The sequence below is a fragment of the Lachnospiraceae bacterium KGMB03038 genome (assembly GCA_007361935.1).
Classification (GTDB): domain Bacteria; phylum Bacillota; class Clostridia; order Lachnospirales; family Lachnospiraceae; genus Massilistercora.
This window is the reverse complement of the sequence record CP041667.1, coordinates 718,961-731,188: the sequence shown is the minus strand read 5'-3', so window position 1 is coordinate 731,188 and position 12,228 is coordinate 718,961. Positions and strand designations below refer to the sequence as shown.

General features: G+C 49.4%; 11 protein-coding genes. All 11 read right to left on the bottom strand.

All coding sequences use genetic code 11. The features are described 5' to 3' along the window. Window positions 1-13: 13 nt before the first annotated feature. Window positions 14-1,159, bottom strand: coding sequence for a DUF4179 domain-containing protein (locus FND36_03595; GenBank protein ID QDW73203.1), 1,146 nt, complete (start codon window positions 1,157-1,159; stop codon window positions 14-16). Next, complete coding sequence (locus tag FND36_03590) at window positions 1,119-1,688, bottom strand: sigma-70 family RNA polymerase sigma factor (protein ID QDW73202.1); 570 nt, start codon at window positions 1,686-1,688, stop codon at window positions 1,119-1,121. The genes FND36_03595 and FND36_03590 overlap by 41 nt, the downstream gene beginning before the upstream one ends. A 169-nt stretch (window positions 1,689-1,857) precedes the next feature. Further along, complete coding sequence (locus FND36_03585; GenBank protein ID QDW73201.1) at window positions 1,858-2,367, bottom strand: flavin reductase family protein; 510 nt, start codon at window positions 2,365-2,367, stop codon at window positions 1,858-1,860. Window positions 2,368-2,464: 97 nt separating this feature from the next. Beyond that, a complete protein-coding gene (locus FND36_03580) occupies window positions 2,465-3,304 on the bottom strand; it encodes a M15 family metallopeptidase (protein QDW73200.1) in 840 nt (279 codons plus the stop codon). Beyond that, on the bottom strand, window positions 3,305-4,168 hold the full coding sequence (locus FND36_03575) for a zinc-ribbon domain-containing protein (GenBank protein QDW73199.1): 864 nt from the start codon (window positions 4,166-4,168) through the stop codon (window positions 3,305-3,307). Between the two features lie 37 nt (window positions 4,169-4,205). Continuing rightward, window positions 4,206-4,535, bottom strand: coding sequence for a zinc ribbon domain-containing protein (locus tag FND36_03570; GenBank protein ID QDW73198.1), 330 nt, complete (start codon window positions 4,533-4,535; stop codon window positions 4,206-4,208). An 18-nt stretch (window positions 4,536-4,553) separates the two neighbouring features. Continuing rightward, window positions 4,554-6,176 (bottom strand): hypothetical protein, encoded by a 1,623-nt coding sequence (locus FND36_03565; GenBank protein ID QDW73197.1) that lies wholly within the window; start codon window positions 6,174-6,176, stop codon window positions 4,554-4,556. 13 nt (window positions 6,177-6,189) lie between these two features. Continuing rightward, complete coding sequence (locus tag FND36_03560; GenBank protein QDW73196.1) at window positions 6,190-7,197, bottom strand: hypothetical protein; 1,008 nt, start codon at window positions 7,195-7,197, stop codon at window positions 6,190-6,192. Window positions 7,198-7,336: 139 nt separating this feature from the next. Next, the gene (locus FND36_03555) at window positions 7,337-9,358 is read right to left on the bottom strand and encodes a protein kinase (protein QDW73195.1); all 2,022 of its coding nucleotides are present in this window, start codon (window positions 9,356-9,358) and stop codon (window positions 7,337-7,339) included. Window positions 9,359-9,361: 3 nt separating this feature from the next. After that, window positions 9,362-9,892, bottom strand: a complete 531-nt coding sequence (locus FND36_03550) for an FHA domain-containing protein (protein ID QDW73194.1) — start codon at window positions 9,890-9,892, stop codon at window positions 9,362-9,364. A 4-nt stretch (window positions 9,893-9,896) separates the two neighbouring features. Continuing rightward, window positions 9,897-12,206, bottom strand: coding sequence for an ATP-binding cassette domain-containing protein (locus FND36_03545; GenBank protein ID QDW73193.1), 2,310 nt, complete (start codon window positions 12,204-12,206; stop codon window positions 9,897-9,899). Window positions 12,207-12,228 lie beyond the last annotated feature (22 nt).

Genomic DNA, 12,228 nt, shown 5'->3' with positions numbered 1-12,228 from the left:
CTTGGGAATTCCTTTAGTTCGCTGTTGGAATTGTAAAGGATTCCCCGCAGGGTTTATACTCTTCTTTTTCCACATCCGTTTTCTGGTATACCGTCAACATCATCCTTTCCGCGTCTTCCGCTCTCATTTGGTTCAAATTGTATAGCCCAAACCTGCCTTCTTTATCTATATCTCCATAATCCAGGAACCAAACGATCTCGTTTTTGTCATTGACTCCTCTCAGCTGTACAGGATTGCCCGACGGCGTCTCACCTTCGTAATAAATATACGTTCCCAGCTTATTACACTTATACTCTGTCAGCACGATCTCACTTCCGTCTGAAAGCTGTACTTTTTGATCCAAAGGCACGATCAGGGTATCTTGCTTCAGCTCTTCATCATCCGCGGTAAAATCAAATTCCCATTTCCCATCACTGAATCCTGCCACTTCCTGGAATTCCACTTGAATCTCAGACCTTTCCGCCAGATCCAGTTTTGCCCTGCCGTCTAAAAAGTACTGATAGATCACCCGGATCCCGTCTTCATCGCCGCCCATCACATCAATGAACTGCCTTACCTTTACCTTCTGCCCGTTGATCGTCACATTCGAAGCAATACACGGGTATTCCGTTTCCTCTTTTGACGCTTTCAGTTCCTCCCTGACATTGTCAAAATCTTCAAACGGTTCGATAGACCATATCGGAGTCATCCCTTCCTGCATATCTTTCACAGGCTCGGCCAGGTCCTCTCTGTCATCCGGGTAAGTCTGCAGGGTAGATACGACAATCTCCCGGTCATCCAGGAAAACAGACTCCAGCTTCATTTCAATCCCATCGCTTTCTTGATTGGTATTGATCACCTCTTCATACTGGGCTACTTCCCTCTCTCCCGTGCCCCAGGAGAGCCATCCGCCTATGGCTTCCGCCACGGAATCCATTGCCGCCGTCACCTGACCTCGAAGCGGCCCTCCTGCCAGAGCTAGGATACAGACCGCTATGCAAGCCGCAATTTTGATTGCTCTTGCCTTTCTGTTCTTCCCGGCTTTGCGCAGAACCGCTCGTTTCCATCTTTGCTTTTCCAGCACAGATACTTCTTCCGCACAGTATTCTTCCGTATCCGTCTTAACGTCATTCAAAAGATCATAGATCGTCTTCATATTCATTCTCCCTTCCCGGCGCATACCGTTTTCGGATCTTTTTCTTTCCTCTGGACAATCTGTTATAGATTACCTCTCTGGAAATCCCCGTCTCCTGGCTGACCTGCCCTACTCCCTTTTCCTGGACGTAAATCTGCAGAAACAATTCCCGGTCCTGCTCTTTCAGGCAGCTTAACATTTCTTCCAGTTCCTCCGAGATCTCACATTCTATCAGATCTTCCAGATTTTGATCCGGCTCTGAAAGCTCCAGTTCTTCAAGACTGGCTGTGGGAATCTTTTTATAATATCTCCTGAGATAATCGATCGCTTTATAACGCGCGATACCTGAAGCCCAATTAGCAAAACTGTTTTTGTCTGCATCATAATAGCTGATATTCTGCCAGATACTGAAAAACACATCATTCAGACATTCTTCCTGGTATTCTTTTAAAAGACAAAGTTTTCGGCGTATTATCCCGCACAAAAGGCTCCCGTACTGATCGACCACATAAACCAGCGCTTTCTCATTTCCCCTTTTTAATTCGCTGATAAAATTTTCCTCTGTCAATTTCATTCTTTTCTTCCCCCTGTTAAGGAAAACGCTCTCCTTTGTCTTTTACTTCGTATAACCGGCCGGCATTTCTATCAAAAATAAAAAACTCCTTCCTAAAGTAAGCGGTTTTCACGTAATATACGCTTACTCAGAAAGGAGTTCACCGTTTCGATCCCGTCAGGGCATCTGCCTATTCCTTCACCAAAACTTTCTCAATCTCCGCCATATACATGATATGATAGTCCTTCTGCGGATACCACTTAATATCGCACTCGCTGTCGGTGAAACATTCCGGCTTCATCTCCTGGACATACAGCTTTCTGCACACAAACGCCAGCTCAGCCTCCTGGGGCAGGGCCGTCCCTTCTATGCAGCAAGGATGCAGTCCCGCTGATTCCCACTTATTTTCCACGTCTCTTCCCGATACGCTGCCGCAGATCTTCAGCGCCTCCCGGTATTCCTCCGGCAGAAACGCCAGCGTGAAGCAATCGGACTTCTCCACAAACTCTCTTGTGTACCTCTGGGGACGGATGTAAGCTGTCGCTACCGGTTTCCCCCACATGATCCCAACACCTCCCCAGCTTGCCGTCATGGTATTGGATCCTTCCTCATCCCCCGCGGTCACCAGCATCCACTGTTTGCTGATCTTATCAAATGGATTGAACTGTAAACTCTGGATATCTATCTCTCGAAATCCCATTTTATCTTCCTCCTTATTCTTTCTCCTTATGCTGCTATGATTTTATCATATGCCGGCTATCAATACCAGAGCGCCATTGGAAATTCATTGTTGATTATCAGGGTCTTTTCTCAAAATGCTGATAATCTTTTGTATTTACCCAGTCTCCTCCCCAAGTGAAACCATACTTTGTAAACACCTTGTATGCGGCGTCTTCATGTGTGATCATGTGAGGTTTCCCTGAATCCCGATCCAGATATTTCTCCATATCCTGATAATATTTTGCAAATTCCCCGTCTGCTGTGTACTGTACGTAGGGATTCTCTATGGGATTGATATCGATGGCATACCCTTCCGCATGATTGGACAAATGATCCGTTCCCGGAACCACCCGGTAGTTAAACGCGGACGTATTATTGTGTTCGATCGAATTTGTGTCTGAATCCACGCCGTTTCCCGTCCAGTATTTATCGATCAGATACATGGATGAGATTTCATACTCTTCCTGAAACAATTCGTAGAAAACATTTTTCACGTCTTCCGCGATCGCCCGATTGACCACCAGTTCTCCCACCTGGATCTCATGATCATAGTTGTAATGGAGTACCTTCAAATACCGCAGATCCTCGATCTGAATATGGTCATTTGCTACATAGGATTGCCCATTCATTTCCTGATATACAGCTTCGCTTATTTCGAGCACCTGAAAATACTGTTCCAGGTGTTCAAAATCCAGCCAATCGGCGGGTATGACCTCTCCCGCCTTTAAGTTTTCCACTGTTTCCAGTTGGACCGGAAGTCCGCTCTGCTCTTTCTTGGTTTTCCGGGATATATCTTCCTGTTTCTCAAACTTTACGCCCAACTGGCCGCAGCCGGCAAGACCAGCCATCAAGGAAAGGGCAAGACACCCTATGCCTGCCCTTATCCAAAGATTCCCTTTCCTTCTGAAGCTCTTCATTTAATCCGCATCCTCTCCGTAGATCCCGATCTCCGCGATACAGGTATCGTCCCAAACGCTGCTGGTCCCTTGATAGACATCCACAATCTCGATCTGGATCTCTGAAGCCTCACAGTCTCCGTCTACTTTCACCCATTGCTCCGTCTTCTCATCCGCGAAATCCACCAGTGTCTCCTGCCCTCCTATGACGATTTTCAGCGTCATAGGCCGGTGATTTTCATAGTAAAACTCATCAGAGCGCCAATTTCCCAGCTTGAATGACAGATACTCGATCTCATATGTCCGATCCAAAGAGAAGGTAAGTCTCTCTCCAATTCCCGGTCCATCTACACCTTCCTGCCAGGAAGTCTCGTCTTTCCCGTCCAGCACCATGGCCGCGCTGTTGTCATGCCCTTCCTGATCGATCACAGAAGTGGCTGTGGCCTGGCTGACCGGAAGCTTATAGCTCTCTCCCAGGCTGGCCGGAGCCGACGAAGAATAGGCTGTCCAGATGCCGTCCTCCTCTTCCTGCGGCGGAGCCGTCTGCTCCATCTCCTGCTCTTCTTGTTCCTCCTTGGCTTCCTGTTCTTCTTCCTGGCGCTCTTGCTCCGCTTCTCTTTGCTCTTCCTGGATCTCTTCCTGCCTTCTGCGCTCCGCAAACTGGTGATAGACCGCAAATCCGATCACACCGGCCAGCAGTGCCGCCGCTATGACCGCTATGATAATGATCAGCGCTGTTTTCGGCTTCTTCCTGCCTTTCTGTCCCTCCGGCCTCATTTCCATCGGATCCTGGCCGGCCGGCCCTGACGGCGGAAGCGCCGCCCCGCAATTTCCGCAGAACTGGGAGCCATGTTCGTTTTCATAACCACAATTTGGACATCTCATTCCTTTTTCCTCCTGGTTTTCTATTTTTTCAAAAGGTTTACTTCAGCCGGTATCCGCATTTTCCACAGAACACCGCGTTTTTCTCTACCGGATTCCCACATCCGGGGCAAAGCCCTTTCTGCCGCTCCTCTTCCTTTTTCAGTCTGGTGATCTTATCAAACAAGGGCAGAAGCTGCGGAAGCGGATCCTCGAACCCGCCTTCATAGTATGCCTTCCCCAGATCCCGATAAGCCTGTTCCAGTTGGTCTGCCGGCTTTCTGCCTTCCTTTGGCCTGCTTTCTGTTCTCTTACCTTCAGCAGACGTCAGATTTTGCCCCTGTCCCAGCTTCTCGTAATTGACAAATACTGTTTCATCGCGATTTTCCATTTCTGACCTCTCCTTCCTCTATTCACTGATTTCTTCCAAAACAGGATCCCAGATCACGTAGGTATCTAGATAATAGGCTGTCAGGGGGCTTTCTCGAAGTTCTCCAGTCACCTTCACCCGCTTTCCTCTCCAGGAGGGATCGATCCCCTCACCGCTTCCAAGCTGGATCTGCTCACAGTCTTCATAAACCATGGGCCCTCCATCATGAGTGATCTTAAGATCCGCCGGCTCATCCAACTTTAAAACCATGGCTGTCAAGGCGGAACCATTGGGATGGGAGAATTCCACCTCCTCAACAGTTCCCGTCATCTCCACCGTTCCTTCTTCATAAATCTCCGGCGCCTGCCCTGCTGTTTCTGCCGCTTTCTCCTGGCTGGCCGCAGATTCTCCTTCTTCCCATGTCATCCGCAGGCGGATCACTACATTTCCAAGATATTCCAGATTTCTTCCGCCCGAATCCCAGAAGGCGTCTCTATCGCTGTTTCCATCTTCCTCTCCTGTGATCCGAAGCAGTACATCATCCATTTCATCTGCAAAATCAAATTTCTCTATATAGGACTCCCGTATCTGAGCCGCCTCCTTGGGCAGTCCGATTTCCTCCAGAAAGTCAGCTGTCTCCATGGCGCTCTCCCGTTCTCCTTCAAAATCTGTACCTACCGTCACTTCCCGCTGTCCCGCTTGGAACACAAATTCTTCTCCGTCATAGATCAGTACGAATAGCTGCACGGCGTTCCCGCCGGAATAACTGACTCGCATCATCTGGTGGAGACTTCCGCAAATATATAGCCTGCCATCTTTCTCCTTCAGGAAAACGCCGGATGATTCTTCATCTCCATATCCCAGCACGGGGCATAACCCTTGGTATTCATCCTTCAAGATCACCTCTTCTTCTTCCAGTTCATACATTTGAAGAAGCATTTGATTAACCTTCTCGCCTTCTGACACATAACCAAGAGACGTCTCATCCAGATCGGCCTCATTATCCAGTACCAGCACCAGCAGTTCTTCTTCGCCGTCCCCGTCAAAATCCCTGATCCTGGAAGTCAGGACACCTTTCTGATCATGGACGCCGTCCACTCCCACAAATCCATTAACATGCTTATATCCACAGATATATTCCCCTTCCCGGCACGCTCCAATCTTGGGGATCAGCGCCTGATCCACATAGGAATATAGCGTATACCGCTCTGTGATTGCTTCACTTTCCGTATTCTTCTTTCCCTCTTCCAGGATTTTGGCCGCCTTTCCAGGCTGATTCTGCTTTGTATAGAGTTCTGCCAGCTTCAAATAAGGCTCTTCTTCCTTTGGATCCACCGCGATCGCTTCCAGATACTGAGCTTCCGCTTCCTCATAATCCAGCTCTTCCAGATATTGATCTCCTTTGGCCAGCAGCTGATCCATCTCTTTCGCGTTCTTCCCTGAGCCAAAGATCAGAAATCCCACCGCCGCTGCCGCAATGACCAAAATGATACATATGGCCCCGATCCAGACTCCTTTCCCAGGACCTTTTCTATGGCCCTTTTCTTCCGCCCGGCCGCTCTCTCTGAGCGCCTGATCCCCGTCTGCCTTAAGGGGCCGTCCGCAGTTCCCACAGAATCTGAATCCCGGCGGATTGTCCATATTACAATGACTGCACCGCATTTTTCCCTCCTTGCTACGCCAGCAGAAACGACAGACCGTTTACTCCGATCCGTGTCCCCCGCTTCAGATAATAATGCCGGTCCGAGCCTAAAGGCTGGCCGCTTTCCAGAATACAAGCCCGCCTCTTCTTTGGCGTCAGGCAGTACTCTCCATACTCACTGATATAATAGACTTCTGCCAGTGTGTCTTCTTCTTTTTTCTCAGAAACGAAGACTTGCTCTCCGTCCCGCACAAAATAAACCGGCAGCTTTTCTTCCAGGGCATATACTTTCTTATCATATATTCCCTCTAATCCTTTTAATGCTCCGTGGAAATGCGCCATTCTCTCCTTCTGCCGTTTCTCTTCCTGCTTCTCGTGAACGATCTCTTGGAACATTTCTCTGCGCTGTTTCTCCTGTTCCAGCTCATTGATCCGGTTCAGATAATCTTCCCGTCCCACCTGAGCTGTCAGATCCCGATGGTCCTCCCAGGGATTCTTCCTGCCGTTAAAGCTCTCTGGCAGGATATCCCTTACTCTTTCCCGCTCCGGCATCTTAGCTGCCTGTATGATCCCCCATACACTGATCGCAAGAATCCCGGCGCAAAGCAGAAACCACAAAATAATCGGTCCCTTGTGAAGGCGGATCAGCCCTTCCATTCCAAAGAAGCTTAACCCCTGCCGCAGTTCTTTGGTCTTGGAATAAAGGGTCCACACACTGATGACTGTCACAATATTGGTTGCCGCCACTCCCGCAAGCGCCGCCACATAGGCGCTTCTCCAGCTGAGCAGCACACAGCCCAGAACGCTTGCGATCACTAATAGGATCAAAAATAGGATCACAAAGAAATAGGGCTTCATATATTCTCTCAGCACATCTTCAAATCCTCCCCAGGCGTTGGAACTTCCAATTCCACTGCCCAGCTTCATCACATCCGCCAGAGAAAGCTCCATCACAGCCACATCGATCAGCGGAGCAAACAGCAGGATCAATAAGGCCGCGGCAAACAGGCCCCCCGCCACATATCTCAGATACTTTTTCATCTTCTTCCCTCCTGCTCGTCCTCAATCTCTTCCAGAAGCCTTCTGCGCTGTCTGGGAAAACTTTTAATCGTTGCGATCAGTCCCGCCGCGCAGCCGATGATCCCAATCACACTGATCCCCGTAAAGATCCATCCTGCCGTTAATCCCATGATGATAACCACCCTCCTGCCAGCACCTGCTGATACACATTATCCAGCAGCTGCATTTCTGCGTCTGTATCATTTCCTTCCAATTGTTCCTGGTACATTTCATTTGCTTTCTGATAATAGCCGGCAAACGCGCTGTAATCCCTCTGGCTGTTGCTTTTCTGTTCCTGTTTATCGATCTCCAGGAACGCCAGCCTTTTATAAATATTATAATCTTCTCCAAACTTCTGCGCCATCTGGTTCAGATATTGTTCCGCTTCCTGAAGGCGCCCCTGCTTTTCGCTGAGGATTACCAGGTTATTATAAGTCTCGTAAGTATCCCATCCCTGCTCGATCACCTGGTTCAAAAGAACGGCCGCTTCCTCCCGGTAGCTGTCATTCCCGCTTCGCTCCGCCAGATCCATGTCTGCCTGGATCAGCCTCTGCAGCAAGATCATCTGGTTCTCTATCGGAAGCGCCTCTCTCGCTTCCAGCAGGATCTCCCTTTGATCCTGGTCCCTTCCTTGTTCCTCGTAAATATCACTCATCACAATATAGGCCCTGGCTTTTAGTTCATTATCTTCTGAAATCTGGATACAGCTCTTAAAATCATTCAGCGCCTGATCCAATTCCTGCTGAGACTTCTTGATCTCACCCCTGGTATAATAGACAGAATCTTCTTTCAGACCAAGTTCGATGGCTTCATCCAGGGCATCCTGGGCCTTCTCCGGTTCCTGGTCATAGGCCAGGGCAATGGCGTAATCCCGGTAATATTCCTGATCAAACCCGCCGATCTGGAACAGCTTCTCAAAGGTGCTGACCGCCTCTTCGTATTCTTCCAGAGCCATATGGCTTTCTGCTTCCAGATAATAAATGTCCGCCATCCTGGGAGCCAGAAGATCCAGCTTCTCATTTTGCTCCACATCGTATTCTACGAAAGAAATGCAATCCTGGTATTCTTCCTGCTCATATAGGGCGCAGGCATTCTGATAGTAGCTTTCCAGAGATGAGGGAAGGATCTCCACCGCTTCCGCAAAGGTTTCCTCCTGCTTCTCATAATCCCTGCTCTCCCGGTATTCTTCCTGTTCCGCCACCAGTTCATTGTAGGCGTCTGTCCGTTCTCCCTGGATCGTATGGATCCCATAGCCGCCAAGCACAATGAATCCAGCCATCGCCGCCACAAGTCCTGCCCGGACAGCCGTCTGCCTGCGCAGGAGCGCCTGGTATCTCCAATCCTTCTTTCCCACATTCTGAAACGCCTGGAACATCTCAAAGGCGCTCTGATATCTTTTCCCCGGCTCAATCTCCACCGCTTTTTCAATGATCTGGGCAAATGCCTCGCTGGTGCGTTCCGCCAGATATTCCCGGTCGATCCGATCCCGATAATTCTGAAGCTTCCTCCCTGTGGCCAAGTGATAGAGGGTGGCTCCCAGACTGTAGATATCCGCTTTTTCGTCCACCTTAGAATAGCGGCCGATGGGTCGGTCTGATTCACTGTCTAAAGCGATGATATACTGTTCCGGCGACGTGTACCCGTCTGTATATCCAAGGATTGAGTTCTCATCCAGATAAAAAGAAATATTAAAATCGATCAGACAGATATTTCCCTGCGGTGTCAGCATGATATTGGACGGTTTGATATCTCCATGGATCACCGGCGGATTCTGGCTGTGCAGATAATTGAGGGCGCTGCAGATCTGCATCCCCCACCGGGTCAGTTGTCCCAGGGAAAAGGAAGCATGCTCTCTCATCAACTGTCGGAAAGATTTTCCCGGAATATAACTCATAACGGTATACACTTCATCGTCATACACCAGGAAATCCAGCACCTGAGGCAGATACATATGATTCAGATTCTTCAGGATATCCACTTCCTGCCGCTTATCCGCCATCGAAAGCCCTTTGCTCTTGATCTGCTTGAGCACCACTTCCTTCTGAAGCCTTTTATGATAGGCCCGATAGACAACGCCCCCGCTGCCCTCTCCCAGCTTCTCCAGGAGCTGATATGTACTTGTAAATTCTTCAAATTGATCCATTGCTTACTTCCTTATCTCTATCCTCACCAAAAATTCCTCGTCTGACAGCAGAAGCTTCATTCCGTCTTCCAGTTTAAGGTCTTCCGTGATCTGCTGTTCCTCCATAAAGCTGTGGTTCAAAGAATCCAGATCCCGATAGAACCAGGCGCCTTCCTTCTGGAAGATCTCCCCATGGCGCCGGCTGATCGAAGAATTCTCTCTGATGATATAATCACAGTCTGATCCCTTTCCCAGGACAAACGGATCCTCAGATACATCCACCGTCTCTCCCGTCTTCATTCTCTGCAGGGTGACCAAGACTTTTACATTGCGTTCCAACAGAGTCGTGGGCTCATCGTCCCCTTCAGACTCCGCTGCCGCTTCCGAAAACAGCGGTGTTGTAGCTTCCTCGTCCTCCCGCTCCAGCGGAGGAACATACTGACGGATCACAACTAGTTCTTCCTCAGTCTCCGGTATCGGCGGAATCTCTGCCGTCTGCTCATCCTTCCAACCTTTGAGATAATCTTTCATAGTCTTTCCTCCTGTGTCAGCCATTCTTCTATCTGGTATCCCTGGCGATCCTTTTCAGAAACAGCACGCTCAGCGCAAGAAACAGCGCTGTCATAAAAAGCAGGATACCCCAGCACTGCGCCGCATGGACTTTGGTCGCTTTAAAGAAAGCTTCCGCTTCATGTTCCAGCATCGGGTAATCCGCCTGAAGCTTCAAATCCAGCCGATTCAGCTTGGCAATACTCCCAAGCGCTTCCACCGACCATCTGCTGATCGTTACATACGAAATGATCTTCCCCGCTCCCTCCAGGGTAAAAAGAATCCCAGAAAACAAAAGCTGGATGATCAGCACAAAGGGCGCTACAGCCATAGCCTTATCGCCCGTCCGCACCATAGCCGATATGACAAACCCAAGAGCAATAGAGGCCAGCACTGTCAGCCATACGGTCAGGAACATCTCCCAGGAAAAATGCTCCAAGAAAATGCCTTCTCTGTCCTTATTTGTAAGTTCCAGGAAGATCATAGCTAAAAACGCCGCCTGGACTCCGCCCAAAACAAACTGGAACGTAAATTTGGACAGCACGTATCCGGGGAGCTTAAGATTCGCCATATATTCTCGTTTGACGATCGTCCGTTCCTTACAGATCTCCTGGATCGAATTGAACAGCCCGATCCAGATTCCAGAACAACTTAAGGCGAACAGCATAGATTTCGTGCTTTCATAAATCGTAAAAATATTTTCATCCGCTACTATATGTAAGAGAACCGCGATCAAACACGGCTGCAGCAGAAGTACCATCAGCCGCTGCCGGTCGTTTCCCATCAATTCCCCGTATCGCCGCAGCAGCACCAGGAACTGTCGGAAACCGGATTTCTCTCCAGACTTAGCCAGATTCTCCCTTCCCCGGTTCTGCTTTGGGATCTGTTCTTCCCGGCTCCGGTATCTCCGGTACCGCTGTTCCCACTCTCCCGGAGCGGCAGCGATCATATTATAGATATTTACCAGGTCGTCTGTCTCATAGAAACGCTTTGCTTCTTCCACATTTCCGCAGAAACAGAGCCTTCCGCCAGGCCCCATGAAAATGATCTTATCGCACAGATGCAGGTTTGCCGTTGTATGCGTCACCATAATAATGGTTTTATTCTGCTCTCTTGCAAGCGTTTTCAGACTCATCATCAGGTTCTTCTCTGTCCCTGGGTCCAGACCGGAAGTGGGTTCATCCAGGAAAAACAGCTTCGGATCCGCCAGCAGCTCCACCGCGATGCTGGCACGCTTCTTCTGGCCGCCGGATAATTTGCGGATATACGTTCCCTGGTGAGCTTTTAGGTCCACCATTTCCAGCACATCCTCGATCCTTTTCTGGATCTCGTCCGGCCGGGTATCCTTTGGCATCCGGATTTTGGCCGAGTAATACAGCATCTTCTTTAACGTCAGATTTTCATATATGATATCCTGCTGAGGAACGAAGCCGATCACGCTTTTCAACGCCTGGAAATTTTCCACAAGATCCGTGCCGTTGCAGAAAACTTTTCCCTCAAAATCCGGTTCAAACCCGCTGATCGCGTTCATCAGCGTCGTTTTCCCAGCCCCGGAACCTCCGATGATCGCTACAAATTCATTCCCCTGGATTTCACAGCTTACATCATTTAGAATCTTCTTTTTCTTCTTTCCCTTTCCAACAACCTTCGTAATCCCCTGTACCTGCAGGGAAATTCCTTTGGCCGCCGATTTGTAATAAATACACCCCTGGCAGAAGACAAGCTGGAATCCCAGGATCTGGATCACATCCTTATCTCTCAGGGCCTGGACTCCTCTGACATATCCTCCATTGACCAGGACTCCATTGGTACTGCGGTTATCTTGCAGCACAAATCCTGTCTCCTGCCGGCAGATCCGGCAATGGATCTTCGATACTCCAGGGCCGGGAAGGCAGATCTGATTCCCGCTGTCCCGTCCGATCTCTGTGATCTGCCGTTCCAATGGTTCCCGTTTCCACAGCTCTCGTTCAGCGCTGGCAGAATAGAGCAGCAATACCATATTCTCTGCCTGCTCAAGATTCCCGATACAAAGGACCGTCTTATCAAATACCTCCGCCCATCCGTCTGCCTTCCCAAGAAGCTGCCGCCCGGCTCCCAGACCAAGGAAGGTTCCGTTCCGGCTGTCCAGGTCCTGATAGCGGACCCTGTCTCCGCTGATGTGCAGTCTTCCATGGAGCTTTGATACGATCTGGTCAGGGATCACAATATCGCACTGTTCCCGATCCCTTCCCAGCGTCAGCGCAGATTTCTGAAAGGTATCCAGATCTACTTCTCTTAAATTTCCCCTCGTGTCTATGATCGTTAGGATATGTTCACTCATATTCTCTAATTCCTGCTTTTTA

Excerpts from the sequence above, each read along its gene's own strand:
- FND36_03595 (QDW73203.1), bottom strand. The coding sequence starts at position 1,159 with ATGCGCCGGGAAGGGAGAATGAATATGAAGACGATCTATGATCTTTTG.
- FND36_03590 (QDW73202.1), bottom strand. The coding sequence starts at position 1,688 with ATGAAATTGACAGAGGAAAATTTTATCAGCGAATTAAAAAGGGGAAAT.
- FND36_03585 (QDW73201.1), bottom strand. The coding sequence starts at position 2,367 with ATGGGATTTCGAGAGATAGATATCCAGAGTTTACAGTTCAATCCATTT.
- FND36_03580 (QDW73200.1), bottom strand. The coding sequence starts at position 3,304 with ATGAAGAGCTTCAGAAGGAAAGGGAATCTTTGGATAAGGGCAGGCATA.
- FND36_03575 (QDW73199.1), bottom strand. The coding sequence starts at position 4,168 with ATGAGATGTCCAAATTGTGGTTATGAAAACGAACATGGCTCCCAGTTC.
- FND36_03570 (QDW73198.1), bottom strand. The coding sequence starts at position 4,535 with ATGGAAAATCGCGATGAAACAGTATTTGTCAATTACGAGAAGCTGGGA.
- FND36_03565 (QDW73197.1), bottom strand. The coding sequence starts at position 6,176 with ATGCGGTGCAGTCATTGTAATATGGACAATCCGCCGGGATTCAGATTC.
- FND36_03560 (QDW73196.1), bottom strand. The coding sequence starts at position 7,197 with ATGAAAAAGTATCTGAGATATGTGGCGGGGGGCCTGTTTGCCGCGGCC.
- FND36_03555 (QDW73195.1), bottom strand. The coding sequence starts at position 9,358 with ATGGATCAATTTGAAGAATTTACAAGTACATATCAGCTCCTGGAGAAG.
- FND36_03550 (QDW73194.1), bottom strand. The coding sequence starts at position 9,892 with ATGGCTGACACAGGAGGAAAGACTATGAAAGATTATCTCAAAGGTTGG.
- FND36_03545 (QDW73193.1), bottom strand. The coding sequence starts at position 12,206 with ATGAGTGAACATATCCTAACGATCATAGACACGAGGGGAAATTTAAGA.